Genomic DNA, 25,239 nt, shown 5'->3' with positions numbered 1-25,239 from the left:
CTGCGTTTGCGGCATTCTAGGGGCTGGGCCGGGACCCGTCGAGGGAGCCGCGGCCGCGCCGCTCAGATGCTCCAGGCGGCCTTGAGCCCTTCGTAGATCGCCTCCTCGGCGGTGCGGGGGGCCAGGCAGTCGCCGATCCGCAGCACCTCCGCCAGGCCGTGCAGGCTGTCGGCCAGGCGGTCCACCGGCTGGTGGCCCTGGCATAGCACCAGGGTATCGACCTCCTCGAACAGCATCGCCTCGCCGCTGGCGCTGTGCTGCATGTACACCGTGGTATCGTCGCAGCCGTACAGGCGGGCGTAGGGCGTGACCGGGATACCCAGGCGGTGCAGCTCGCCGGCCAACTGGTCGCGCACGTACAGCGGCAGGCTCTCGCCGCAGTGGGTGCCGTTCACCGCCAGGCGCACCTGGTGGCCCTCGCGTACAAGCTTTTCCGCGATACCGGGGCCGATCCAGTCGCCCCGCCAGTCGGTGACCAGCACCGAACGACCGACCCGCACCTCGCCGCGCAGCACCTGCCAGGCATCCACCACCTGCAGCTCGCCGCCGCGCTCGAAAGGCGGCCAGTAGGGTTCGGCGCCGGTAGCGACGATCACCAGGTCCGGCCGCTCGCGCTCCACCAGCGCGCGGTCGACCGGCGTGTTGCGGCGTACCTCGACGCCGGCCAGTTGCATCTCCCGTTGCAGGTTGGTGGAGGCGCCGCCGAATTCGGCGCGGCGCGGCAGCAGTTGCGCCAGGTTGACCTGGCCGCCGAGCTGGGCGCCGGCCTCGCAGAGCACTACCTCATGGCCGCGCTGTGCCGCCACCGCGGCCGCCTTCATCCCCGCCGGGCCGCCGCCGGCGACCAGCACGCGCTTGCGCCGCGAGGGCGGATTGGGCGTTGCGTAGGTCAGCTCGCGGCCGGTTTCCGGGTGCTGGATGCAGGAGATCGGATAGCCTCGGTGGAAATGTCCGATGCAGGCCTGGTTGCAGGCGATGCAGGCGCGCACGTCGTCGCTGCGCCCGGCCTCGGCCTTGTTCGGCATCTGCGGGTCGCAGATCAGCGCGCGGGTCATGCCGCAGACGTCGGCCTGGCCTCGGGCGAGGATGGCCTCGGCCTCCTGGGGCTGGTTGATGCGCCCGGTGACGAACAGCGGGATCGCCAGGCGCGCCTTGAAGGTACCGGCTTCGCGGGCCAGGTAGGCCGGCTCGATGGCCATCGGCGGGACGATATGGATGGCGCCGCCGAGGGAGGCCGAAGTGCCGGCGACGATGTGCAGGTAGTCCAGCTCGCCCTGGACCGCCTCGGCCGCCTGCAGCGACTCGCTTTCGCTGAGACCCTCGGGGTCGCGCTCGTCGGCGGACAGGCGCAGGCCGACGATGAAGTCCTCGGAGGTGGCCGCGCGCACCGCCGCCAGCACTTCGCGGAGGAAACGCAGGCGGGCATCGAGGTCGCCGTTGTAGCCATCCGTGCGGCGGTTCACCCGCGGGTTGAGGAATTGCGCCGGCAGGTAGCCATGGCTGGCGACCACCTCCACCCCGTCCAGCCCTGCCTGGTGCAGGCGGCGCGCGGCGGCGGCGTAGCCGGCGACGATCTCGTCGATCAGCGGCTGGTCGAGTTCGCGCGGCATCACCCGGAACCGTTCGTTGGGCGAGGCCGAGGCGGAATAGGCCACCGCCAGCAGGCCGTCGGCGGACTCCATGATCTCGCGCCCGGGATGGAAGATCTGCGACAGCACCACGCAGCCTTCGGCGTGGCAGGCCTCGGCGACCCGCCGGTAGCCGGGGATGCAGGCATCGTCGGTGGCCATCAGCACGTGCGAGGTGTAGCGCGCGCTGTCGTGGACCCCCGCCACCTGCATGACGATCAGTCCGGCGCCGCCGCGGGCCCGGGCGCGGTGATAGGCGACGAGTGGCTCGTTGACCAGGTTGTCGGTAGGCATCGACGTGTCGTGGCCGCTCGACATGATGCGGTTTTTCAGGCGTTTGCCCCGGATTTCCAGGGGGCTGAACAGGTGCGGGAAATTCACGGTTGGCGTCCTTCTTGTTGTTCTCGCGGCGCGCTTCAGAAACAGGATATGAATTTACCATCAGTAAAAAATCAACTTGTTTTTTTAAAATCGACTGGATAGTTTCTGTCCCGTGGCCGCTTCCCGGCGGCTCGCTGCGATCCACTCCACAACAAGAACAAGAGGAGACGCACATGAACCGTTCCTTTCCATTGCGCCGCGCGGCCAGCGCCCGTCCGCATCCGGTTTTTCCTTGCCGCGTCCTGCTCGGTGCCGTCCTGCTGGCGTTCGGCGGCCTCGCGCCAGTCCAGGCCGATGATGGCCTGGTGGTGGTCGGCTACGGCGGCGCCGGACAGAAGGCCCAGGAGGTGGCGTTCTTCCAGCCGTTCACGCAGCAGACCGGGATTCCCGTAGTGCAGAGCGAGTACAACGGCGAGATGGCCCGGATCAAGGTGATGGCCGACACCGGTCACGCCGACTGGGACCTGGTCCAGGTCGAGGGGCCGGATCTGGCGCGCGGTTGCGACGACGGCCTGTTCGAGCGTCTGGACTGGCAGGCCATCGGCGGCAAGCAGCAGTTGATCGCCAATGCCGCCCAGGAATGCGGTTCCGCCGCGCTGGTCTGGGGCGTGGCGATCGGCTACGACGCCGACCGGCTGCAACAGCCGCCGGCGTCCTGGGCCGACTTCTGGGACGTCCAGCGCTTCCCCGGCAAGCGCGGCCTGCGCAAGCGGGCGATCTACAACCTGGAGTTCGCCCTGCTCGCCGACGGCGTGCCACGCGAGCAGGTCTATCCGCTGCTGGCGACCCGCGCCGGCGCCGACCGTGCCTTCGCCAAGCTGGGCCAGCTCAAGCCCTACATCCAGTGGTGGGAGGCGGGAGCGCAGCCGGCGCAGTGGCTGGCCGCCGGCGACGTGGTGATGACGTCCACCTACACCGGGCGCATCGCCGACGCCCACCGCGCGGGACGCAACCTGGCCCTGGTATGGCCGGGCAGCCTGTACGGCATGGACTACTGGGCGGTGGTCAAGGGTTCGAAGCGCGGCGCCGAGGCGCGTCGCTTCATCGCCTTCGCCAATGCCCCGGATGCCCAGGTGCGCTACGTCGAGAACATTCCCTACGGGCCGACCAACCGCCAGGCCGCCCAGCGCCTGCCCGCGCAACTGGCGAGCTGGGTGCCGACCGCGCCGGCGAACCTGGAGCAGGGCCTGGCGATGGACGACGAATTCTGGGTCGAGCATGGCGAGGAGCTGGAGGAGCGCTTCAACGCCTGGGCCAGCCAGTGAGACGGGCGCCACGTAACCTGCGATCATCGGGGCTGCCCGCCGGTGGTCGCGGGCGACGAGCAGGAGCCGCGAAAGGATGAACCAGGAAGTGCGCTTTTCCCGTCTGGAACCAGAGCAGCGCAAGGCGCTGCTGATCGAGGCGACCCTGGCCTGCCTGAAGCGGCATGGCTTCCAGGGCGCCTCGGTGCGCAAGATCTGCGCCGAGGCCGGGGTATCGGTGGGCCTGATCAATCACCACTACGATGGCAAGGACGCGCTGGTGGCCGAGGCCTACCTGGCGGTCACCGGACGCGTCATGCGCCTGCTCCGCGGTGCCATCGACACCGCGCCGGGCGGCGCCCGCCCGCGGCTCTCGGCGTTCTTCGAGGCATCCTTCTCCGCCGAGCTGCTCGATCCGCAATTGCTCGACGCCTGGCTGGCGTTCTGGGGTGCGGTGGGCAGCATCGAAGCGATCGGGCGGGTCCACGACCATTCCTATGGCGAGTACCGGGCGCTGCTGGTCGGCGTGCTGCGGCAACTGGCGGAGGAGGGCGGCTGGGCGGACTTCGACGCGGAACTGGCGGCCATCAGCCTCAGCGCCCTGCTCGACGGGCTGTGGCTGGAGTCTGGGCTGAATCCCACGACCTTCACGCCGCGGCAGGGCGTGCAGATCTGCGAGGCCTGGGTGGATGGCCTGGAGGCGGGCGCCCATCGCCGCTTCCGGCGTGCGACGGAAGCTTGTTGATCGTCCGTTCAGTAGTGGATAGGCTGCTGCTGGCAGCGGAAGGCGCCCCGGCCCCTTCCGCCCACCGTCCGACAACCCAGAACAAGAAACGCCCCGGCCCGCCGGAGGCGCAAGGTGATGGCGATGGTTCCGCGCGTATTGGTGGTCGACGACGACCCGGTGATTCGTGAGCTTCTCCAGGCCTATCTCGGCGAGGAGGGCTATGACGTACTCTGCGCCGGCAACGCCGAGCAGGCGGAAGCCTGCCTTGCCGAGTGCGCCCATCTCGGCCAGCCGGTCGAGCTGGTGCTGCTGGACATCCGCCTGCCCGGCAAGGACGGCCTGACCCTGACCCGCGAGCTGCGGGTGCGCTCCGAGGTGGGGATCATCCTGATCACCGGGCGCAACGACGAGATCGATCGCATCGTCGGCCTGGAGTGCGGCGCCGACGACTACGTGATCAAGCCGCTGAACCCGCGCGAACTGGTGTCGCGGGCGAAGAACCTGATCCGCCGGGTGCGCCATGCCCAGGCCAGCGCCGCCCCCGCCCGGCAGGCCCTCAGGCAGTTCGGCGACTGGCTGCTGGACGCCGACCGGCGCCGCCTGATCGACCACGCGGGCAACGAGACCCTGCTCACCCACGGCGAATTCCAATTGCTCGGCGCCTTCCTGCGCAACAGCGGGCATACCCTGAGCCGCGACCAGTTGATGGACCAGATCCGCAACCGCGAGTGGCTGCCCAGCGATCGCTCCATCGACGTGCTGGTCGGCCGCCTGCGTCGTAAGCTGCGCGACGACCCGGCCGAACCGCAACTGATCATCACCATCCACGGCGCCGGTTACCTGTTCACCGCCGCGGCCAGCGACGCCTGAGCCATGCAGGCCCGCTGGCTGGCGCTCTACGGATGGCTGCTGGGCGGCCTGGCACAGGCTGCGGAGACCATCCGCTATTGCGACTATCCGGTATACCCGCCGATCTCCTGGAGCGATGGCCAGCAGGTCCGGGGGCTGGCGCCGGAGCTGGTGAAGCGGCTGTTCGGCGCGCTGGGCTACCGGGTCGAGGTGGTGGTGCTGGGCAACTGGCGGCGCTGCCTGCTGGACGCCGCCGCCGGACGGGTCGATCTGGTACTGGCCTACCGCACGCCCGCGCGCGATCGCGACCTGGCGTTTTCCGCCGAGCCGGTGCTGCGCGAGGATGTGGCGATCTTCTACAACCGCCAGCGGCCGGTGCGCATCCGATCCCTCGGCGACCTCGCCGGCTATCGCGGCGGGCTGTTGTTCGGCGAAAGCTACGGGGCGGACTTCGACCGCTTCGTCGGCCGCCACGGCAACGTCGAATGGGTTTCCGACAGCCGACAGAACTTCGGCAAGCTGGTGCGCCAGCGCATCGACTACATCGCCCACGAACGCCGCACCGGCACGCTGTTCGCCGAGCGCCTGGCCGGCGGCGAGAACATCCGTGCGCTGCCCGAACCGCTGACGGTGGACTACCTGCGAGTGGCGGTCTCGCGACACTCGCCGCTGGCGGCGAAGATGGACGAGATCGACCGGGCCCTGCGTGGCTATCGCGACGACGGCAGCATCCAGCGTTGGCTGGACGACAGTGTGCGCGACTATCGGCGCCTCGCCGGCAACCGCGCGGACGCCTGGTGAGCAGCCACGGCGGAGTGTTGGCGCGGCGCCTGCTGTGGCGGGTGCTGCTGTTCAGCCTGTGTTTCACCGTCCTCGCCGGCGCCGTTCAGCTGTTCTTCGAATACCGTCGCGAAATGCGCGAGATCGAGGCGCGCCTGGAACTGATCCGCAGCGGCTACCTGGCCAGCTTCGAGCGCAGCCTGTGGGATCTCAACCAGGAGCAGTTGAACGTGCAGTTGCGCGGCCTCGGGGATTTCCCCGACATCGCCCGTGTCAGCCTGCAAAGCGCCGACTTCAACCTGTTGCAGGGCGACCAGCGTCCACGCGGCCTGCTGCGGGTCGAGCGCTTTCCCTTGAGCTACCAGCCGCCGGGGGGCGAGCGTCGGCAACTGGGTGAGCTGGAGATCGCCATCGACCTGGCGGCGGTCTATCGCCGGCTGGCCTCCGGCGGCCTGGCCAGCCTCTTGTGGATGGGCAGTTTCCTTTGCGGTCTGGCGGTGGCCCTCAGTTGGCTGTTCCACAGCCTGGTCACCCGGCACCTGTGGCGCATGTCCGAGTTCGCCGGGCATATCGCCGAAGGCGACCTGCAACAGCCGCTGCGACTGGACAAGGCGGACCGCGAACGCGACGAGATCGACGCCGTCGCCACCGCCCTGGAGGACATGCGCCAGGCCTTGCGCACCGATCGCCGCCGGCGCGACGCCGACCGCGACGAGTTGCGTCGGCAGGTCGAGCGACGCACCGCCAGCCTGCGCCGGGCGAAGGACCAGGCGGAAGCCGCCGACCGCGCCAAGAGCCGTTTTCTCGCGACCATGAGCCATGAGATCCGTACCCCGCTGAACGGCATCCTGGGCATGGCCGAGCTGCTGCGCGAGGCATCGCTCGGCGAGCGTGACCGCCAGCGCCTGCGGGCACTGGCGAGAGCGGGGGAGGGACTGCTGGCGATCCTCAACGAGGTCCTCCACTTCGCCCGGCTGGAGGAAGCGGCGGATGTGCCGGAAGCGGTGGACTTTTCCTTGCGGAGCCTGCTCGAGGACGTCCTCACCCTGCTCGAACCACGGGCGCGGGAGAACGCCACACGGCTGGACCTGTGGCTGGACCCACAGGTTCATGACGGCCATCGCGGCGCCGAGCAGTTCCTGCGCCAGGTGTTGACCAACCTGCTGGGCAACGCGGTGAAGTTCACCGAGGCCGGCGAGGTGCGCGTTCGCGTCGAGCGGCTGGCGCGCAGCGCAGGAAGCGAGCGCCTGCGGCTGAGCGTCGCGGACGATGGAATCGGCATTCCCGAGGAAATGCGCGAACGCATCTTCGAACGCTTCACCCAGGGCGGCGACGCCGTGACCCGCCGTTACGGCGGAACCGGCCTGGGCCTGGCGATCAGCAAGCGGCTGGTGGAAGCGCTGGGCGGGCGGATCGGCGTGGAAAGCCGGGTCGGCCAGGGCAGCACGTTCTGGTTCGAGATCGAGCTGGCGCTGGCGAGCTTGTCCGGCGCGACGCCGCCGGCGGCATCGGTGTCTGCGCTGGAGGTGCTGCTGGTGGAGGACGTGGCGCTCAACCGCGAGGTGGCCCAGGGCCTGCTCGAGCGGGACGGCCACCGGGTGATGCTGGCCGAGGACGCGGGGCCGGCCCTGGCGTTGTGCCGGCAGCGGCGCTTCGACCTGATCCTGCTGGACATGCACCTGCCGGGGATGGCTGGCCTCGAGCTTTGCGCCGGGATTCGCCGGCAGCTCGATGGCCTGAACCGCGCCACGCCGATCTTCGCCTTCACCGCCAGCATCCAGCCGGACATGGTGCGTCGGTACTTCGCCGCGGGCATGCAGGGCGTGCTCGGCAAGCCCCTGCGGATGGACGAGCTGCGCCGCGCGCTGGGCGAGGTCGGCACCAGCGTGCCTGCGCTTGCGGCGGACGCCGCGCTGGACCGGCAGATGCTCGAGACCCACCGCCGCCTGCTGGGGCGGCACAAGCTCGCCGGACTGCTGGGCAACCTGCTGGGAAGCCTGGACGAGCAGTTGCCGCTGCTAGCCGAAGCCCTGGACCAGGCGGACCTGGCCGAGGCGGCGAACATCGCCCATCGCCTGTCCGGAAGCTGCCAGTCCATGGGCCTGGTGGCGCTCGGCGCCGGCCTGGGCGAGCTGGAGCGCGAGGCCCTGGGCGCGGCCGGGGTCGACCCGCGGGCCTGGGGCGCACGCCTGGGTAGCCTGCGCCGCGACGGTGCCGAGGCCCTGCGCCGCGCCGGCTTCCTCGGCGAAGCCGACGCAGCGGCCGGTTGAGCGGCGCGGCGAACAACTTCCTTACAGCTTTTTACATCTTCGATCCGCGCGTTCAACGGCGTCTTACATCCGCCGCCAATAATCCGCTCATCCGTGCGCAAGACACGGCCTCTGACAGAGTGGAGACAAGAATAATGAGCCATCTCGAAGACCCCTGCACGTACCCTCATCCGGAGGTGCGCCATGGCTGACGGCAAGGAAAGGCTGCAACTCACCCGGGCCCTGGCGAGCCGCCACATCTTCATGCTGTCCCTCGGCGGGGTGATCGGCACCGGGCTGTTCATGGGCTCCGGCGTGACCATCAACCAGGGCGGCCCGGCCGGCGCGGTGCTGGCCTACCTGGTGGCCGGGGTGCTGATGTACCTGGTGATGGTCTGCCTCGGCGAGCTGTCGGTGCAGATGCCGGTCTCCGGTTCGTTCCAGGCCCACGCGACGCGTTTCATCGGCCCGGCGACCGGCTTCATGATCGGCTGGGTCTACTGGATGAGCTGGGCCTCCACGGTAGGCCTGGAATTCACCGCGGCCGGGATGCTCATGACCCGCTGGTTCCCGGAGGTGCCCGTGTGGCTATGGTCGGGTTTCTTCGTGGTTGTGCTGTTCTCCCTCAATGCCCTGGCGACCCGCGCCTTCGGCGAGGCCGAGTACTGGTTCGCCGGGATCAAGGTGGCGGCGATCCTGGTGTTCATCGTGGTCGGGGGACTGGTGATCTTCGGCGGTATCGAACTGAAGAGCGGTGCGCCGGCGCCGATGTTCTCCAACCTGGTCGGCGAGCGGCTGTTCCCCAACGGCCTGTCGGCGGTGTTCGCGGTGATGATGACGGTGGTCTATGCCTTCCAGGGTTGCGAGATCATGGGCGTCGCCGCCGGCGAGACCGAGCGACCGGAGAAGAGCATCCCGCGGGCGGTGCGCAACGTGGTGTTCCGCGTACTGATCTTCTACGTGCTGGCCATCGTCGTGCTTTCCGCCATCATTCCCTGGCAACAGGCCGGGCTGATGGAAAGCCCGTTCGTGCAGGTGTTCGACATGGTCGGGATTCCCTACGCGGCGGACCTGATGAACTTCGTCATCCTCACCGCCATCCTCTCGGTAGGCAACTCGGGCCTGTACGCCTCGACGCGGATCCTCTGGGCGATGTCCAGGACCGGCATGGCCCCGCGCGGCCTGTCGAAGCTCAGCGCGCGCGGCGTGCCGCTCTACGCGTTGCTGATCACCCTGTGCTTCGCCCTGCTCTCGTTGCTGACCAGCGTGGTCGCAGCCGACACCCTGTTCATGGTGCTGATGGCGGTGAGCGGGATGTCCGGCACCGTCACCTGGATCGTCATCGCCTACGCCCAATACCGCTTCCGCCGCGAGCACATGGCCAGCGGCGGCACGGTCGCCGAGCTGAAATATGCCGCGCCGCTGTTCCCGCTGGTGCCGCTGGCCTGCATCGCCGTGTGCTGCTCGCTGTTCGTCTTCCTCGCCCTCGATCCCACCCAGCGGCCGTCCTTGTACTGGGGCTTCGGCTTCATCGCCGCCTGCTACCTGGCCTATTACGTGGTTCGTCGCCGGCAGCCGCAGGGACTGGGCGACCCCGCCCTGGGACGGGCCGGCTGAACGGCCATTCGCAGGACCCGACGCCCGCCGCATCCGGCGGGCGTTTTCGTTTTCGCCTGGTTGGTTTGTTCGAAGTTGTAACAGCCGGCTCGCGCGGGCCTCCGCCGCTTTTCGGCGGATCGCATGGCGTGTGGCTTTGCGCCTGCCGCAGGGCCGTTACATACACCCGAATGGGTGGATTGTGGTCTTGTTGAACGAGTGTTTAGTATTGCCTGAAAGCCGCGATCGCCATCAACCAACAATAAGAACGAGGGCCGCATGACTGACCTTTCCCCATTGCAGACGCGGGTCGAAGCCGGGATCGCCTGGCTCGTCCTGAATCGTCCGCAACAGCGCAATGCGCTGGATATCCCCACCCTGGAGGCCCTGCACGTCCGACTCGATGCCTGCGAGCGCGACCCGGCAGTGCGCGCTGTGGTGCTCGGCGGCAGCGGACGCAGCTTCTGCGCCGGGGCCGATCTCGCCGAATGGGCGGCGGCTGAAGCCCGTGGCGAGCTGGAACGCTATGGCTGGACCGAGGCCTCCCACGCCCTGATGGGGCGCCTGCACGCCCTCGACAAACCCACAGTCGCCGCCGTCAACGGCAGCGCCGTGGGCGCTGGCATGGACCTGGCGCTGTGCTGCGATTTCCGCATCGCCGCCGCCTCGGCGCGCTTCAAGGCCGGCTACACCGGCATGGCCTACTGCCCGGACGCCGGCGCCAGTTGGCATCTGCCACGGCTGCTCGGCAGCGAGGCGGCCAAGCGCCTGCTGTTCCTCGACGAAGCCTGGAGCGCGGAGCGAGCCCTGGGCGCCGGACTGGTCGGCGAGGTGGTCGCCGACGAGCGCCTGGTTGAGGCGGTCGGCGCCTTCGCTGCGCGTCTCGCCAGCGGTCCGACCTTTGCCTTCGCCCAGACCAAGCGCCTGCTGCGCGACGGCGCCGGGCGCTCGCTGGCCGAGCAGTTGCGGGCCGAGCAGGCCGCCGGGCTGCTCTGCGGGCGCAGCGAGGATGCCGCCGAGGCGCTGCGCGCCGTGGCCGAGAAACGTTCCCCTCAATTCAGCGGGCGCTAGGCGCCGAGCAGGTGATTCCCATGGATTTCAGGCTGACCCAGGAACAGGACATGCTGGTCGAGGCGGTGCGCAGCTTCGTCGAGAAGGAACTGCTGCCCCACGAGGACGATGTCGACCGCGCCGACGCGGTGTCGCCGGAGCTGGCCGCACAGATTCGCGGCAAGGCCCTCGCCGCCGGTTTCTATGCCTTCAACATGCCCGAGGAAGTGGGCGGCGGCGGCCTCGACTACCTGTCCCAGGCGCTGGTCGAACGCGAGCTGTCGAAGGTCTCCTGGGCCCTCCACGTATTCGTCGCGCGGCCCTCGAAGATCCTCATGGCCTGCACCGGAGAACAGCTCGGCGACTACCTGTTGCCCTGCGTGCAGGGCGAAAAGACCGATTGCTTCGCCCTCACCGAGCCGGGCGCCGGCTCCGACGCCAATTCGATCAAGACCCGCGCGGTGCGCGACGGCGACGCCTTCGTGATCAACGGCAGCAAGCACTTCATCAGCCACGCCGGGCACGCCGACTTCGCCATCGTCTTCGCCGTCACCGACAGCTACGAGCACAACGGCCGCAAGCGCAACGCGGTGACCGCCTTCCTGGTGGACAAGGGCACGCCCGGGATGACCGTGCGCCGCGGACCGAAATGCGTGAGCAACCGTGGCTACCACACCTACGAGATCTTCTTCGACGATTGCCGGGTGCCGGCCTCCAAGGTACTCGGCGAGGTCGGCAAGGGCTGGGAAGTGGCCAACGCCTGGCTCACCGCCGGACGGGTGATGGTCGCCGCCAACTGCGTCGGCCAGGCCCAGCGCGCCCTCGACCTGTCGCTGCGCTGGGCGGCCGATCGCAAGCAGTTCGGTCAGCCGATCGGCAGCTACCAGGGCGTTTCCTTCAAGCTCGCCGACATGGCCACGCAGATCCGTGCCGCCGAGCTGATGACCCTGCACACCGCCTGGAAGATGGACCAGGGCACCATGACCGACGGCGAGGCCGGCATGGCCAAGCTGTTCGCCAGCGAGACCCTCGGCAAGGTCGCCGACGAAGCGGTGCAGATCTTCGGCGGCATGGGCCTGATGGATGAAGGACCGGTCGAGCGCATCTGGCGCAACGCACGGATCGAACGGATCTGGGAGGGCACTTCGGAAATCCAGCGGCACATCGTTTCCCGCGAACTGCTGCGGCCGTTGCTGCGTTGAAGTCCTGGCTCCCCTCTCCCTCCAGGGGAGAGGGGAAGGCTGCCATGTTCCGAATCGAGAACCGACATGAATCGTGAAAACCTCAAGCGCCTGCTGGCACCCAGGCATCTCGCCTTCATTGGCGGCCGTGGCATGGCGCGTGCCCTGAAACGCTGTGCCGAAGGCGGTTTCGCCGGCCAGTTGTGGCTGGTCAATCCGCAGCACGCCGAACTCGAAGGCGTACCCTGCGTGGCCAGCGTCGCCGACCTGCCGTGCGGCCCGGACGCGGCGTTCGTCGCCACCAACCGCGAACTGACCCTCGACGCGGTCGCCGCGCTCGCCGCCAAAGGCGCCGGCGGGGCGATCTGCTATGCCTCCGGCTTCGCCGAAACCGGCGAACAGGGCCTGGCCGTGCAACGCCGGCTGCTGGCCGCCGCCGGCGAAATGGCGCTGCTTGGCCCGAACTGCTACGGCTTGCTCGACTACCTGCACGGCGCCGCGCTATGGCCGGTGGCACATGGCGGTCGGCAGGTGGAGCGGGGCGTCGCGGTGCTGACGCAGAGCGGCAACTTCGCCTACAACCTGTCGATGAGCGACCGTTCGCTGCCGGTGGCCTATATGGCATCGGTGGGCAACCAGGCGCAGTTGGGCATCGCCGAGCTGATGGACGTGCTGCTCGACGAGCCGCGGGTGACTGCCATCGGCCTGCATCTGGAAGGTCTGAAGAACGTCCCGGGGTTCGCCCGCGCGGCCTACAAGGCGTTGCAGAAAGGCGTGCCGGTGATCGCCCTGAAGACCGGAGTGTCGAAGATCGGCGCGGCCCTCGCGCTCAGCCACACCAGTTCCCTGGCCGGTTCCGACGCGCTCTACGACAGCCTGTTCGAGCGCCTCGGGGTAATCCGTGTGAGCGGCCCGGTGAGCTTCGTCGAAACCCTCAAGGCCGCCGCCTGCGGCCACCTGCCTGGCGGGCCGAGCCTGGTCGCGCTGGCCTGTTCCGGCGGCGACGCCGGGTTGATCGCTGACTACGCCGAGCGCAACGGCCTGGGGTTGCCGTCTTTCGACGCCGGACAGCGCGACGAACTGGCCGGGGTACTGCCCGACTACGCCAACATCGCCAACCCGCTGGACTTCACCACCGCCATCTGGGGCGATGCCGCGGCCCTGGAGGAAATGCTCGACAGCGCTTTGCGCAGCCCTGCCGACGCCGCCCTGCTGGTGCTCGACTATCCGGGCGAGGAAACCGGCGAGCGGCCGCAGTGCGACCTGCTTCTGCAACGCTACTGCGCCGCGCTGAAGCGCCACGGCAAAGTCGGCTTCATCGCCTCGGCGTTCCCGGAACTGCTGCCGGCCCGGGCCCGCGAGCTGTTGCACGGCGAGGGCGTCGCCGCGCTGCAAGGCGTCGAGGATGGTCTCGCCGCCTGGGGACGGATCGCCCGCTACCGCCAGCGCCGCGCGGCGCTGCTGGAGCGCGGCGAGGCGGCGTTGGTGCCGATCTGCCCAGGGCCGCTGGCGGGCGACGGCTACCTGCTCGACGAGTGGCAATCCAAGCAGGCGCTGAAATCCTTCGGCCTGCCACTGCCCCCGGGGGTGCTGAGCACCCCCGGGCAGGCCCGCGAAGCGGCCCTCGACCTCGGCTTCCCGCTGGTGCTCAAGGCGGTCAGCGCCGCGCTGCCGCACAAGACCGAGGCCGGCGGCGTGGCGCTCGGCCTGCGCAACGAGGCGGCGCTGGAGGCGGCATTGTTCGACATGCGCGAAAGCCTGGCCCGGCACGCGCCGCAACTGGTCTTCGAGCGTGTGTTGCTGGAGCGCATGGCAGGCGCGCCGCTGGCCGAGCTGATCGTCGGGGTCAAGCGCGAGGAGGGCTTCGGCCTGGCATTGGTGATCGGTGCCGGCGGGATACTCGTGGAGCTGCTGCGCGACAGTCGCAGCCTGCTCCTGCCGACCACCGACGCGGCGATCCGCGATGCCCTGCTGAGCCTGCGCAGCGCGCCGTTGCTCAGCGGCTTCCGCGGTCGCCCGGCGGTATCCATGGAGGCCCTGGTGGCGGCGATCCGCGCGGTCGCCGAATTCGCCTGCGAACATGCCGAGCGCTTGCTGGAGCTGGACGTCAACCCATTGCTGGCGGATGCCGAGGGAGCGCTGGCGGTGGATGCGTTGATCCGGCTGGCCAATGGCTGAAGGCCCGGGCGGACACTACGGCTCCCCCTCCCGCTTGTGGGAATGGGAGCAAGAGCGCTGCGGCGCGAGCGGCGACTCCGATGGTCGCCGAACTGGACGAGGATATTGCCCATGCAACCACAGAAGACCCTCACCGCCGGCCAGGCCCTGGTCCGCTTGCTGGCCAACTACGGCGTGGATACCGTTTTCGGTATCCCCGGCGTGCACACCCTCGAGCTGTACCGCGGACTTCCGGGCAGCGGCATCCGCCACGTGCTGACCCGCCACGAGCAGGGCGCCGGCTTCATGGCCGACGGTTATGCGCGGGTCAGCGGCAAGCCGGGAGTGTGCTTCGTCATCACCGGGCCGGGCGTGACCAACGTCGCCACCGCCATCGGCCAGGCCTACGCCGACTCGGTACCGCTGCTGGTGATTTCCAGCGTCAACCACAGCGCCAGCCTGGGCAAGGGCTGGGGCTGCCTGCACGAGACCCAGGACCAGCGTGCCATGACCGCGCCGATCACTGCCTTCTCCGCCCTGGCCTTGAGCCCGGAACAGCTGCCCGAACTGATCGCCCGGGCCTACGCGGTGTTCGACAGCGAGCGTCCGCGCCCGGTGCATATCTCGATCCCGCTCGACGTGCTCGCCGCGCCGGTGGCCCATGACTGGAGCGCTGCCGTGGCGCGCCGCCCTGGTCGTGGTGTGCCGTGCAGCGAGGCATTGCGGGCGGCGGCGGAGCGCCTGGCTGCGGCCCGGCGACCAATGCTCATCGCCGGCGGCGGCGCGCTGGCGGCCGGCGAGGCGCTTGCCGCGCTGAGCGAGCGCCTGGCCGCGCCGCTGTTCACCAGCGTCGCCGGCAAGGGTCTGCTGCCGCCGGACGCGCCGCTCAACGCCGGGGCCAGCCTGTGCGTAGCGCCGGGCTGGGAGATGATCGCCGAGGCCGACCTGGTGCTGGCGGTGGGCACCGAGATGGCCGACACCGACTTCTGGCGCGAACGCCTGCCGCTGTCCGGCGAACTGATCCGCGTCGATATCGACCCGCGCAAGTTCAACGACTTCTATCCCTCTGCCGTAGCGCTCAGGGGCGATGCCCGGCAGACCCTGGAAGCGCTGCTGGCGCGCCTGCCGCAGGAGGCCCGCGACGCCGCGCCGGCCGCCGCGAGGGTGGCGCGCCTGCGCGCGGAGATCCGCGCGGCACACGCGCCGCTGCAGGCGCTGCACCAGGCGATCCTCGACCGGATCGCCGCGTCGCTGCCGGCCGATGCGTTCGTCAGCACCGACATGACCCAACTGGCCTATACCGGCAACTACGCGTTCGCCAGCCGAGCACCGCGCAGCTGGCTGCATCCCACCGGCTACGGCACCCTCGGCTACGGCCTGCCGGCCGGCATCGGCGCCAAGCTCGGCGCCCCGCAGCGCCCGGGCCTGGTGCTGGTCGGCGATGGCGGCTTCCTCTACACCGCGCAGGAACTGGCCACCGCCAGCGAGGAACTGGACAGTCCGCTGGTGGTGCTACTGTGGAACAACGGCGCGCTCGGCCAGATCCGCGACGACATGCTCGGCCTGGACATCGAGCCGGTCGGCGTGCTGCCGCGCAACCCCGACTTCGCCCTGCTGGGCCGCGCCTACGGTTGCGCGGTGCGCCAGCCGCAGGACCTGGACGAACTGGAGCGCGACCTGCGCGCCGGCTTCGGGCAGCCCGGCGTGACCCTGATCGAACTGCGGCACGCCTGCGCGCGCTGACCGCCGGACAAGGAGAGCATCCATGCGCTATTCCGACTTCACCCAACGTATCGCCGGCGACGGCGCCGCTGCCTGGGACATCCACTATCGCGCGCTGGCACGGGTCGAGCAGGGCGAGGAAATCCTCCTGCTGTCGGTCGGCGACCCCGACTTCGATACCCCGGCGCCCATCGTCCAGTCGGCCATCGACAGCCTGCTGGCCGGCAACACCCACTACGCCGACGTGCGCGGCAAGCGCGCCCTGCGCCAGCGCATCGCCGAACGCCACCGGCAGCGCAGCGGCCAGGCGGTGGACGCGGAGCAGGTGGTGGTGCTGGCCGGCGCCCAGTGCGCGCTGTACGCGGTGGTGCAGTGCCTGCTGAATCCGGGCGACGAGGTGATAGTCGCCGAGCCGATGTACGTCACCTACGAAGCGGTGTTCGGCGCCTGTGGCGCGCGGGTGGTGCCGGTGCCGGTGCGCTCCGAGAATGGCTTCCGCGTGCAGGCCGAGGAGGTCGCCGCACTGATCACCCCGCGCACTCGCGCGATGGCGCTGAACAGCCCGCACAACCCGTCCGGCGCCAGCCTGCCGCGGGCCACCTGGGAAGCCCTGGCCGAGCTGTGCACGGCCCATGACCTGTGGATGATCTCCGACGAGGTCTACAGCGAACTGCTGTTCGACGGCGAGCACGTCAGCCCGGCCAGCTTGCCGGGGATGGCCGAACGTACCGCGACCCTCAACAGCCTGTCGAAATCCCACGCCATGACCGGCTGGCGGGTCGGCTGGGTGGTCGGTCCCGCGGCGCTCTGCGCGCACCTGGAGAACCTCGCCCTGTGCATGCTCTATGGCTCGCCGGAATTCATCCAGGATGCCGCCTGCACCGCGCTGGAGGCGCCGCTGCCGGAGTTGGAGGCGATGCGCGAGGCCTACCGCCGCCGCCGCGACCTGGTAATCGAGTGCCTGGCCGACAGCCCCGGCCTGCGTCCACTGCGCCCGGACGGCGGCATGTTCGTGATGGTCGACATCCGTCCCACCGGACTTTCCGCCCAGGCCTTCGCCGACCGCCTGCTGGACCGCCATGGCGTATCGGTGCTCGCCGGCGAAGCCTTCGGCCCGAGCGCCGCCGGTCACATCCGCCTCGGCCTGGTGTTGGGCGCCGAACCGCTGCGCGAAGCCTGTCGGCGCATCGCGCTGTGCGCCGCCGAGTTGCTCGGCCAGGCCTGAACCCCTCGGCCGCGAGCGATGCGGCCGGTCACCACGATTCGGAAACCACGATGAACGTACTGATCGTCCACGCCCACAACGAACCGCAATCCTTCACCCGCGCGCTCTGTGACCAGGCATGCGAGACCCTGGCAGGCCAGGGCCACGCGGTACAGGTCTCGGATCTCTACGCGATGAACTGGAATCCGGTGGCCAGTGCCGCCGACTTCGCCGAACGCGCCGATCCCGACTACCTGGTCTACGCCCTGGAGCAGCGCGAGGGCGTCAAGCGCCAGAGCCTGGCCGCCGACATCCAGGCCGAGCTGGACAAGCTGCTGTGGGCCGACCTGCTGATCCTCAACTTTCCGATCTACTGGTTCTCGGTGCCGGCGATCCTCAAGGGGTGGTTCGACCGGGTACTGGTGTCCGGGGTCTGCTATGGCGGCAAGCGCTTCTACGACCAGGGTGGCCTGGCCGGCAAGAAGGCTCTGGTCAGCCTGACCCTGGGCGGGCGCCAGCACATGTTCGGCGAGGGTGCCGTCCACGGACCGCTGGAGGACATGCTGCGGCCGATCCTGCGCGGCACCCTGGCCTATGTCGGCATGCAGGTGCTGGAGCCCTTCGTCGCCTGGCACGTGCCATACATCAGCGAGGAAGCGCGCGGCAACTTCCTGCGCGCCTACCGGGCGCGGCTGGAAAATCTCGAGCAGGATGAACCCCTGCGGTTCCCGCGGCTGGAGCAGTTCGACGCGCTGCTCCAGCCGCTGGCGCGCTGACCCGGGCGACGCGCGCCAGGCCAGTCAAGCGAAGACGCCCCCGACCGGGGGCGTCTTCGCTCGTGCTAGTACTGCTGGCGCGGCTTGCTCTGTAACTGCTCGGCGGCGGCCTTGGCCAGGTCCGGCGGGAGGAAGTCCTTGTCCGGATCGTAGTCCTGCTTCAGGTAGGCGCTGAGCGCCTCCAGGTCGGCCGGGCTGAGGGTGCCGGCCGCCTGCTTCAGGCGCAGGGTATCGAGGATGTAGTCGTAGCGGCTGTTGTTGTAGTCGCGCACGGCGGCGTACAACTGGCGCTGGGCGTTGAGCACGTCGACGATGTTGCGGGTGCCGACCTGGTAGCCGATCTCGGTGGCTTCCAGCGAACTCTGGTTGGAGATGATCGCCTGGCGCCGCGCCTGGACCTGCTCGACGTCGGTATTCACCGCGCGGTGCAGGTTGCGGGTGTCCTGCACCACCTGGCGGCGCTGGCCTTCGCGGGACTGCTCGCTCTGGTTGAGGCGCTGGTAGGACTCGCGGACCTGGGAGGAGGTCAGGCCGCCGGTGTAGATCGGGATGTTCAGTTCCAGGCCAATCGTGCGTTCCTCGACATCCTTGCCGTAGTGCACCAGCGGATTGGCGGCGCTGTTGGCGAAGCCGAGGGCGTCGTTGTCGCCCTTCTGGTACTGGGCCACGGCATCGAGGGTCGGCAGGTGCCCGGCCTTGCGCTGGCGGAGGGTTTCCTCGGCGGCGTTGACCGCGTAGTTGCTGGCCAGCAGGCGCAGGTTCTGCTGCACCGCGGTGTCGACCCAGGCCTTGGCGTCGTTCGGCGCCGGCGGCACCACCGGCAGGGTGTGGCGCATGCCCTCGATGGCGCTGTAGTCGCGGTTGGTCAGGGTCACCAGGGCCTGGAAGGCATCGTCCACGCGCTGTTCGGCGATCAGCCGGTTGGCGCGGGCGGTGTCGTAGCTGGCCTGGGCCTCGAGTACGTCGGTCTTGTCGGAAAGGCCCACGTCGAAGCGCTCGTTGGCCTGGTCCAATTGACGCTTGAAGGCGGCTTCCTCGGCCTTGCTGGTGGCCAGGTTGTCCTGGGCGCGGAGCACCGTGAAGTAGGTCTCGGCGCTGCGCAGGATCAGGTCCTGCTGGGTCGCGGAGAATTCCAGCTTGGCCTGGTCGCTGGTTTCCTTGGCGGCCTGCCACTGGAACCAGCGGTCGGCGCGGAACAGCGGCTGGCTGAGGCTGGCCTGGACCACATGACTGCTGCGTTTGACCGTGGCGGCCGGTTCGTCGAGAGCGATCCGTGAGTCGCCGATACGGCCGCCGGCGCCGAGTTGCGGCAGCAGGCCGGCGCGGGCCTGGGGCACCACTTCCTTGCGCGCCAGGTAGTCGGCCTGGGCGGCGGCGAGGTCGGCGTTGTTGTCGACGGCTTCCTTGTAGACGCTGATCAGGTCGGTCTTGGTCGGCAGCGGGGTCGGCTGGGCGGCCCAGGCGACACCGGTAGCAGCGGCCACGGCGGCCGCCAGGGAGAGTCTGCGCAGCATTCGTTCGTCCTGGAAAAGATGCGAGGTGGGGCAAGGCTAAGGTCGCTACCGGTAGCGGTCAAGGCACCTGCGCGGCAACTGATCGAAGAGCCAGTCCGGATCGATGTGCCGGCGAACGTGCGGGGATCTGCGTCTTCCCTGGCGAGAGGGCGCCGGACTGGACCATGACTGCCGGTCGGGCGGGGCGTTTTCCCGTTGGCGTATCCCGCCGGTGTTGATTAGACTGCCGGGGTTCTTGTCGGGGTGCCCTATACGAGGGGCTGAGATCGGATAGTTCCGGATCCCGTTGAACCTGATCGGGCTAGCGTCCGGTTCCGCCTCGCGCGGACCGCAGCAACCCGCGTAGGGAACAAGATGTCCGCGCCATGCCTGCCTTGCCGGCGCGTCCTTCTCGCCACCAGTCCCGGTGGCCCCGCGTGCCAGGTTCTCCCGACAATCACCCAGGAGAGCCATCGATGAGCGCAACGCAGAAGAACAACATCACCCGCCTTGAGCAGCTCGACCGCCAGTCGACGCAGCCTTTCCCGAACTCGCGCAAGGTCTACCTGACCGGCTCGCGCCCGGACATCCGCGTCCCGGTGCGGGAAATCTCCCTCGCCGACACCCCCACCGCCTTCGGCGGCGAAAAGAACCCGCCGGTGTTCGTCTACGACACCTCCGGCCCGTATACCGACCCCGAGGTCCGCATCGATCTGCGCAAGGGCCTGCCTGACGTGCGTTCGCGCTGGATCGACGAGCGCGGCGACACCGAGATCCTCCCAGGCCTGACCTCCGAGTTCGGCCAGGCCCGCCTGGCCGACGCCAGCCTCGACGCCCTGCGCTTCGCCCACGTGCGCACGCCGCGCCGGGCCAAGCCGGGCGCCAACGTCTCGCAGATGCACTACGCGAAGAAAGGCATCATCACCCCGGAGATGGAATACATCGCCATCCGCGAGAACATGAAGCTGCAGGAAGCCCGGGCCGCCGGCCTGCTCGACCAGCAGCACCCGGGGCACAGCTTCGGTGCCAACACCCCGAAGGAAATCACCCCCGAGTTCGTCCGCGAGGAAGTCGCCCGCGGCCGCGCGATCATTCCGGCGAACATCAACCACACCGAGCTTGAGCCGATGATCATCGGCCGCAATTTCCTGGTGAAGATCAACGGCAACATCGGCAACAGCGCGCTGGGCTCGTCGATCGAGGAAGAGGTGGAGAAGCTCACCTGGGGCATCCGCTGGGGCGCCGACACGGTGATGGACCTGTCCACCGGCAAGCACATCCATGAAACCCGCGAGTGGATCCTGCGCAACAGCCCGGTACCGATCGGCACCGTACCGATCTACCAGGCGCTGGAGAAGGTCAACGGCGTCGCCGAGGACCTGACCTGGGAAATCTTCCGCGACACCCTGATCGAACAGGCCGAGCAGGGCGTCGACTACTTCACCATCCACGCCGGCGTGCTGCTGCGCTATGTGCCGCTGACCGCCAAGCGGGTCACCGGTATCGTTTCCCGCGGCGGCTCGATCATGGCCAAGTGGTGCCTGGCGCACCACCAGGAGAACTTCCTCTACACGCATTTCGAAGAGATCTGCGAAATCATGAAGGCCTACGACGTCAGCTTCTCGCTGGGCGATGGCCTGCGTCCGGGCTCGGTGGCCGACGCCAACGACGCCGCCCAGTTCGGCGAGCTGGAAACCCTCGGCGAGCTGACCAAGATCGCCTGGAAGCACGACGTGCAGGTGATGATCGAAGGCCCCGGCCACGTGCCGATGCAATTGATCAAGGAAAACATGGACAAGCAGCTGGAGTGCTGCGACGAGGCGCCGTTCTATACCCTCGGCCCGCTGACCACCGACATCGCCCCCGGCTACGACCACATCACCTCCGGCATCGGCGCGGCGATGATCGGCTGGTTCGGCTGCGCCATGCTCTGCTACGTCACGCCCAAGGAGCACCTGGGTCTGCCGAACAAGGATGACGTGAAGACCGGGATCATCACCTACAAGATCGCCGCCCATGCCGCCGACCTCGCCAAGGGCCACCCGGGCGCGCAGATCCGCGACAACGCGCTGTCCAAGGCGCGCTTCGAGTTCCGTTGGGAGGACCAGTTCAACCTTGGCCTGGACCCGGACACCGCGCGGGCGTTCCATGACGAGACCCTGCCGAAGGACTCGGCCAAGGTCGCGCACTTCTGCTCCATGTGCGGACCGAAGTTCTGCTCGATGAAGATCACCCAGGAAGTCCGCGACTACGCCAAGGAGAACGGCCTGTCCGACGAGAGCAAGGCCATCGAGGCCGGCTTCCAGGAGCAGGCGGCGCGCTTCAAGGACGAAGGATCGGTGATCTACAGGCAGGTGTAGGTCGCGCCACCGGGCCCCTCGCCGCGGCGAGGGGATTCGGGGTGTCGGAAGCGTCAGCCGCGGCCGGGGAACAGGTTCGGCTTGACGATGCCGTTCAGGCGCGGATACGGGATCTTCAGTTCGGGGTGGGCGAAGGAATACGGTGCGATGGAGTAGGCGTCGTACTTCAGCGTCACCGCGCCGAAGGTCAATGCCACGTGCGGGGTGCGCTGGAACGGCCAGGTCTTCTGGAAATCGGCGTCCTGGTCGAGCTTGTTGGCCAGCAGCCAGGCCTTGTGTGCCAGCTCGGCCTGTTTCCAGAAGGCTTCTTCCTGGCCGGGAACCAGCATGTCCTGCAGGCTCAGCACCTTGTGCTGCCTGCGGTCGTAGTTGATGAAGCCGCGACCGGGCATGCCGTGGGCGCCGCCGGTGAACAGGTAGCTGGAAAGCTCGATGATCACCAGACCGTCATGTTGTTCGCGCACCTTGGCTTGCAGGTAGCTGCTCCAGCCCGGTTCGGCGCTGTCCAGGAACTGCCGTTCGTAGTCCGCCAGCGATGCCGGCAGGGGCGTTTCGTTGTTTTCCCGGGTCATTTCCAGCAGGGCGCGCTCGACGATCGGGTCCAGCTGCGGTTCGTCGGGGAACTTCAGGGTGTCGATGTTTACCAAGGGGCACTGTTCGCCCTGGCAGCCGGGCTTCAGGTGCTCGCTGGCGAGGCGCTCGGTGGGCAGCGGGTCGTCGAGGCCGGGCTTGAAGAAGCTCTGGCAGGCGCTCAGCAGAACGACCAGGCTGCCGAGGGCGGCGAATTTCAGAAGGCGCATGGGATTCCTTTTGCGACGGTGGATGGGCGGGCTCGAAGCGTCGACCAGTCCGTTTCGACCCTGGCGCCGCGCTTGAGTTCGGCCCGCGCAAACCCCAAGTATGGCTTAGCCGTGGCCGGGAAACACGCCCGCGCGGCGAGCGCCACGAAGTTTTCCCGAGCCGTCCTGAAAGTGGCTGCGCCCTGCGCCGGGCCGCGATAGGATGGCGCGAAACCCACATACCCGAGTGAAGTGAGTCGAGGATGTCCGAAACCTTCAAACCCGCCCCCGGTGACGTCGAGCTCGTGCAGCGCGAGGAATGCTTCCGCGGCTTCTATCGTCTCGATCGCCTGCGCCTGCGGCATCGCCAGTTCGACGGCAGCATGGGCCGGGAAATCAGTCGGGAACTGTTCGTCCGCCATGACGCGGTCTGCGTGCTGCCCTACGACCCGCAGCGCGATTGCGTGGTGCTCATCGAGCAATTCCGTGTCGGGGCGATGCAGAAGCTCGCCAACCCCTGGCTGCTGGAGCTGGTCGCCGGCCTGATCGACAAGGACGAGCAACCGGAGGAAGTGGCCCATCGCGAGGCGATGGAGGAGGCCGGGCTGACCCTCGGTGCGCTCTGGCCGATAACCCAGTACCTGCCGTCGCCGGGCGGCACCGACGAGGTGGTGCACCTGTTCGTCGGCCGTTGCGACAGCGAAGGCGTCGGCGGCGTGCATGGCTTGCCGGAGGAGGGCGAGGACATCCGCGTCCACGTCTGGCCGTTGGAAGATGCGCTGCAGGCCGTGCGCGACGGGCGGATCAACAACGCGGCGAGCATCATCGCCCTGCAGTGGCTGGCCCTGAACCGGGCCGAGGTGCGTGGGCTATGGGCCTGAACCTGCTGCGCGAGCGCTACCGGGTCGACCTGGCCAGCCTGCAGGCGACCTGCGAAGCGAACTACGCGCGGCTCATGCGCCTGCTCCCGGACATGCGCGAGGCACAGGCCTCGCGCCGGGTCGCGCTGAGCGAAGGGGAGCGGCTGCTCGGCGTCCTGGCGCTGGAAGTGACCGAGGCCTGCCCGTACACCACCACCCTGCAGGTGCGCCAGGAACTGGGCCTGCCCTGGTTGCCGGCGCCGCGGCTGGAAGTGCGGGTCTACCACGATGCACGGATGGCCGAGGTGATCGGCGCCGAACAGGCGCGGCGGCTGATGGCGATCTATCCCTACCCGAACCAGGCGATGCACCAGCCCGACGAGAAGAACCAGCTCAACCTGTTCCTCGGCGAGTGGCTCGCCCACTGCCTGGCCTGCGGCCACGAGATGGTGCCGGTGGCCCAGCGCTGAGCGGTTGCAGGCAAAAGGCCAGTTGAATGGCATCAAGCCAAAAGTAGTCCTCGCAACTGTGATCTGTTCCGCTTTCCGGGTTTGCCGCCACTTTCGTCGGTCACCATAATCACCCCATTCACCGCGGACGCCTCGCCTTCAGGAGACGGCCCCTTGTCACGCCATTCGAACACTCCCGCCACCGACGCCTCCGTACTGCTGGTGCAGCTTTCGGACAGCCACCTGTTCGCCGAGGACGGCGCGCGCCTGCTCGGCATGGATACCGCCCATAGCCTGGAAAAGGTGGTCGAGCGGGTCGCCCGGGAGCAACCGCGGATCGACCTGATCCTCGCCACCGGCGACGTCTCCCAGGACGGCAGCCTGGATTCCTACACACGCTTCCGCAGGTTGAGCGCGCCGCTGGCCGCGCCGTTGCGCTGGTTCGCCGGTAACCACGACGAACGCGAGCCGATGCAGCGGGCGTCCGAGGGCAGCGACCTGCTGGAGCAGGTCGTCGACGTCGGCAACTGGCGCGTGGTGTTGCTCGACTCGAGCATTCCCGGCGCGGTGCCGGGCTATCTCGAGGACGACCAGCTCGACCTGCTGCGGCGCGCCATCGACAGCGCCGGCGAACGCTTCCTGCTGGTTTCCTTCCATCACCACCCGGTGCCGATCGGCAGCGACTGGATGGACCCCATCGGCCTGCGCAACCCGCAGGCGCTGTTCGACCTGCTGGCGCCCTATCCGCAGGTGCGCTGCCTGCTGTGGGGGCACATTCACCAGGAGTTCGACCGCCAGCGCGGCCCGCTGCGCCTGCTGGCCTCGCCGTCCACCTGCGTACAGTTCGCCCCCGGCAGCAGCGACTTCACCCTCGACCGCCTGGCGCCGGGCTACCGCTGGTTGCGCCTGCACGACGACGGGCGCCTGGAGACGGGGATCTCGCGGGTCGACGACGTCGTCTTCGAAGTGGACTACGACACCGCCGGATACTGACATGCCCCCCGGTCGCGGGATGCCGCGGCCGCGTGCGTCGTTGCCGATCGGCGCGCAGGCTGGAAGATGAAGCCTGGAAGCTGGTACCGTTCGGCTTTCCCTACCGAGTTGAAGCCCATTAGCCCGTTCCCGATGACTGCGACCAGCCCATCCCTGCTGTATATCCACGGCTTCAACAGTTCGCCCGAATCGCACAAGGCGCGCCAGCTGCAGGCGGCTTTCGGCCACTTGGGCCTGGCCGAAGGCCTGCGCGTCCCGGCCCTGCACCATCACCCACGGCAGGCCATCGCCCAGTTGGAGCGGGCCATTGCCGAGCTCGGGCGACCGGTGCTGGTCGGCAGCTCCCTGGGTGGCTACTATGCGACCCATTTGGCGGAGCGCCATGGCCTGGCGGCGATCCTGGTCAATCCGGCGGTCGCCCCGCATCGCTCCTTCGACGGCTACCTGGGCGCGCAGACCAACCACTACAGCGGCGAGACCTGGGAACTCACCGAGGACCACGTGGCGGCGCTGGCCGAACTGGAAGTCACGCGCCTGCAACGTCCCGAGCGCTACCAGGTATGGCTGCAGACCGCCGACGAAACCCTCGATTATCGCGCCGCGCAGGCCTTCTACCGAGCCTGCGCGCTACGCATCCAGGCCGGCGGCGACCACGGCTTCCAGGGCTTCGCCCGGCACCTGCCGGCGCTGCTGGCGTTCGCCGGCTACCCGTCGGCGCTGTGGCGCGACACCGATTTTTCGACTTTTGACTGAATAGAGAC

20 protein-coding genes and 1 riboswitch are annotated in these 25,239 nt (G+C 68.7%); of the genes, 17 read left to right on the top strand and 3 right to left on the bottom strand.

The window, feature by feature from the left end; all coding sequences use genetic code 11:
* Positions 1-62 precede the first annotated feature (62 nt).
* Positions 63-2,009, bottom strand: coding sequence for an FAD-dependent oxidoreductase (locus M6E97_RS21950; protein WP_003095725.1), 1,947 nt, complete (start codon positions 2,007-2,009; stop codon positions 63-65).
* Between the two features lie 173 nt (positions 2,010-2,182).
* On the opposite strand from M6E97_RS21950, the gene M6E97_RS21945 reads away from it, so the two are divergent.
* From M6E97_RS21945 to M6E97_RS21890, 12 genes are all read left to right on the top strand, one after another.
* Entirely contained in the window at positions 2,183-3,274 is a 1,092-nt protein-coding gene (locus M6E97_RS21945; RefSeq protein WP_003095722.1) for an ABC transporter substrate-binding protein, read from the top strand.
* 76 nt (positions 3,275-3,350) lie between these two features.
* Entirely contained in the window at positions 3,351-3,998 is a 648-nt protein-coding gene (locus M6E97_RS21940) for a TetR family transcriptional regulator C-terminal domain-containing protein (protein ID WP_019485810.1), read from the top strand.
* Positions 3,999-4,115: 117 nt separating this feature from the next.
* Complete coding sequence (gene aruR / locus M6E97_RS21935; protein ID WP_003109882.1) at positions 4,116-4,850, top strand: two-component system response regulator AruR; 735 nt, start codon at positions 4,116-4,118, stop codon at positions 4,848-4,850.
* 3 nt (positions 4,851-4,853) lie between these two features.
* Complete coding sequence (locus M6E97_RS21930; RefSeq protein WP_019485809.1) at positions 4,854-5,630, top strand: substrate-binding periplasmic protein; 777 nt, start codon at positions 4,854-4,856, stop codon at positions 5,628-5,630.
* Positions 5,627-7,879, top strand: a complete 2,253-nt coding sequence (locus M6E97_RS21925) for an ATP-binding protein (protein WP_023094242.1) — start codon at positions 5,627-5,629, stop codon at positions 7,877-7,879. The genes M6E97_RS21930 and M6E97_RS21925 overlap by 4 nt, the downstream gene beginning before the upstream one ends.
* A 183-nt stretch (positions 7,880-8,062) precedes the next feature.
* A complete protein-coding gene (locus M6E97_RS21920) occupies positions 8,063-9,475 on the top strand; it encodes an amino acid permease (RefSeq protein ID WP_003095711.1) in 1,413 nt (470 codons plus the stop codon).
* Positions 9,476-9,733: 258 nt separating this feature from the next.
* The gene (locus M6E97_RS21915) at positions 9,734-10,525 is read left to right on the top strand and encodes an enoyl-CoA hydratase/isomerase family protein (RefSeq protein WP_019484702.1); all 792 of its coding nucleotides are present in this window, start codon (positions 9,734-9,736) and stop codon (positions 10,523-10,525) included.
* 20 nt (positions 10,526-10,545) lie between these two features.
* The gene (locus tag M6E97_RS21910) at positions 10,546-11,706 is read left to right on the top strand and encodes an acyl-CoA dehydrogenase family protein (RefSeq protein ID WP_003095708.1); all 1,161 of its coding nucleotides are present in this window, start codon (positions 10,546-10,548) and stop codon (positions 11,704-11,706) included.
* 66 nt (positions 11,707-11,772) lie between these two features.
* A complete protein-coding gene (locus M6E97_RS21905; RefSeq protein ID WP_003095707.1) occupies positions 11,773-13,863 on the top strand; it encodes an acetate--CoA ligase family protein in 2,091 nt (696 codons plus the stop codon).
* A gap of 42 nt (positions 13,864-13,905) precedes the next feature.
* Entirely contained in the window at positions 13,906-15,585 is a 1,680-nt protein-coding gene (locus M6E97_RS21900; RefSeq protein ID WP_078463843.1) for a 5-guanidino-2-oxopentanoate decarboxylase, read from the top strand.
* Positions 15,586-15,607: 22 nt separating this feature from the next.
* Positions 15,608-16,789, top strand: a complete 1,182-nt coding sequence (aruH, locus tag M6E97_RS21895; protein WP_003135629.1) for an arginine--pyruvate transaminase AruH — start codon at positions 15,608-15,610, stop codon at positions 16,787-16,789.
* Positions 16,790-16,839: 50 nt separating this feature from the next.
* Complete coding sequence (locus M6E97_RS21890) at positions 16,840-17,544, top strand: NAD(P)H-dependent oxidoreductase (RefSeq protein WP_023099993.1); 705 nt, start codon at positions 16,840-16,842, stop codon at positions 17,542-17,544.
* Between the two features lie 65 nt (positions 17,545-17,609).
* Here M6E97_RS21890 and opmH read toward each other — a convergent pair whose 3' ends face one another.
* Positions 17,610-19,058, bottom strand: a complete 1,449-nt coding sequence (gene opmH / locus M6E97_RS21885; RefSeq protein WP_023099992.1) for an efflux transporter outer membrane subunit OpmH — start codon at positions 19,056-19,058, stop codon at positions 17,610-17,612.
* Between the two features lie 229 nt (positions 19,059-19,287).
* Positions 19,288-19,424, top strand: a riboswitch (TPP riboswitch).
* An 89-nt stretch (positions 19,425-19,513) separates the two neighbouring features.
* Here opmH and thiC point away from each other — a divergent pair.
* Positions 19,514-21,397, top strand: a complete 1,884-nt coding sequence (gene thiC / locus M6E97_RS21880) for a phosphomethylpyrimidine synthase ThiC (RefSeq protein WP_003135615.1) — start codon at positions 19,514-19,516, stop codon at positions 21,395-21,397.
* A gap of 53 nt (positions 21,398-21,450) precedes the next feature.
* Here thiC and M6E97_RS21875 read toward each other — a convergent pair whose 3' ends face one another.
* On the bottom strand, positions 21,451-22,197 hold the full coding sequence (locus M6E97_RS21875) for an RsiV family protein (RefSeq protein ID WP_016264100.1): 747 nt from the start codon (positions 22,195-22,197) through the stop codon (positions 21,451-21,453).
* A 242-nt stretch (positions 22,198-22,439) separates the two neighbouring features.
* On the opposite strand from M6E97_RS21875, the gene M6E97_RS21870 reads away from it, so the two are divergent.
* From M6E97_RS21870 to M6E97_RS21855, 4 genes are all read left to right on the top strand, one after another.
* On the top strand, positions 22,440-23,057 hold the full coding sequence (locus tag M6E97_RS21870) for an NUDIX domain-containing protein (RefSeq protein ID WP_003095694.1): 618 nt from the start codon (positions 22,440-22,442) through the stop codon (positions 23,055-23,057).
* The gene (locus M6E97_RS21865; RefSeq protein ID WP_003095693.1) at positions 23,048-23,506 is read left to right on the top strand and encodes a DUF1249 domain-containing protein; all 459 of its coding nucleotides are present in this window, start codon (positions 23,048-23,050) and stop codon (positions 23,504-23,506) included. The genes M6E97_RS21870 and M6E97_RS21865 overlap by 10 nt, the downstream gene beginning before the upstream one ends.
* Before the next feature lie 153 nt (positions 23,507-23,659).
* Positions 23,660-24,478, top strand: coding sequence for a 3',5'-cyclic-AMP phosphodiesterase (cpdA, locus tag M6E97_RS21860; protein ID WP_003135609.1), 819 nt, complete (start codon positions 23,660-23,662; stop codon positions 24,476-24,478).
* A 132-nt stretch (positions 24,479-24,610) separates the two neighbouring features.
* Positions 24,611-25,231: a YqiA/YcfP family alpha/beta fold hydrolase gene (locus tag M6E97_RS21855; RefSeq protein WP_003110317.1), complete on the top strand. Its 621-nt coding sequence runs from the start codon at positions 24,611-24,613 to the stop codon at positions 25,229-25,231.
* The last annotated feature ends 8 nt before the right edge of the window (positions 25,232-25,239 follow it).

Origin of the sequence: Pseudomonas sp. B111 (genome assembly GCF_026428275.1) — a bacterium.
GTDB classification, from domain to species: domain Bacteria; phylum Pseudomonadota; class Gammaproteobacteria; order Pseudomonadales; family Pseudomonadaceae; genus Pseudomonas; species Pseudomonas aeruginosa.
The sequence above is the reverse complement of the archived record's forward strand: the minus strand, read 5'-3'. Positions and strand labels throughout refer to the sequence as shown.

Bases quoted from the DNA above. Each gene is read 5' to 3' on its own strand.
- M6E97_RS21945 (WP_003095722.1), top strand. From the start codon at position 2,183: ATGAACCGTTCCTTTCCATTGCGCCGCGCGGCCAGCGCCCGTCCGCAT.
- M6E97_RS21940 (WP_019485810.1), top strand. From the start codon at position 3,351: ATGAACCAGGAAGTGCGCTTTTCCCGTCTGGAACCAGAGCAGCGCAAG.
- aruR (WP_003109882.1), top strand. From the start codon at position 4,116: ATGGCGATGGTTCCGCGCGTATTGGTGGTCGACGACGACCCGGTGATT.
- M6E97_RS21930 (WP_019485809.1), top strand. From the start codon at position 4,854: ATGCAGGCCCGCTGGCTGGCGCTCTACGGATGGCTGCTGGGCGGCCTG.
- M6E97_RS21920 (WP_003095711.1), top strand. From the start codon at position 8,063: ATGGCTGACGGCAAGGAAAGGCTGCAACTCACCCGGGCCCTGGCGAGC.
- M6E97_RS21915 (WP_019484702.1), top strand. From the start codon at position 9,734: ATGACTGACCTTTCCCCATTGCAGACGCGGGTCGAAGCCGGGATCGCC.
- M6E97_RS21910 (WP_003095708.1), top strand. From the start codon at position 10,546: ATGGATTTCAGGCTGACCCAGGAACAGGACATGCTGGTCGAGGCGGTG.
- M6E97_RS21905 (WP_003095707.1), top strand. From the start codon at position 11,773: ATGAATCGTGAAAACCTCAAGCGCCTGCTGGCACCCAGGCATCTCGCC.
- M6E97_RS21900 (WP_078463843.1), top strand. From the start codon at position 13,906: ATGGGAGCAAGAGCGCTGCGGCGCGAGCGGCGACTCCGATGGTCGCCG.
- aruH (WP_003135629.1), top strand. From the start codon at position 15,608: ATGCGCTATTCCGACTTCACCCAACGTATCGCCGGCGACGGCGCCGCT.
- M6E97_RS21890 (WP_023099993.1), top strand. From the start codon at position 16,840: ATGAACGTACTGATCGTCCACGCCCACAACGAACCGCAATCCTTCACC.
- opmH (WP_023099992.1), bottom strand. From the start codon at position 19,058: ATGCTGCGCAGACTCTCCCTGGCGGCCGCCGTGGCCGCTGCTACCGGT.
- thiC (WP_003135615.1), top strand. From the start codon at position 19,514: ATGAGCGCAACGCAGAAGAACAACATCACCCGCCTTGAGCAGCTCGAC.
- M6E97_RS21875 (WP_016264100.1), bottom strand. From the start codon at position 22,197: ATGCGCCTTCTGAAATTCGCCGCCCTCGGCAGCCTGGTCGTTCTGCTG.
- M6E97_RS21870 (WP_003095694.1), top strand. From the start codon at position 22,440: ATGTCCGAAACCTTCAAACCCGCCCCCGGTGACGTCGAGCTCGTGCAG.
- M6E97_RS21865 (WP_003095693.1), top strand. From the start codon at position 23,048: ATGGGCCTGAACCTGCTGCGCGAGCGCTACCGGGTCGACCTGGCCAGC.
- M6E97_RS21855 (WP_003110317.1), top strand. From the start codon at position 24,611: ATGACTGCGACCAGCCCATCCCTGCTGTATATCCACGGCTTCAACAGT.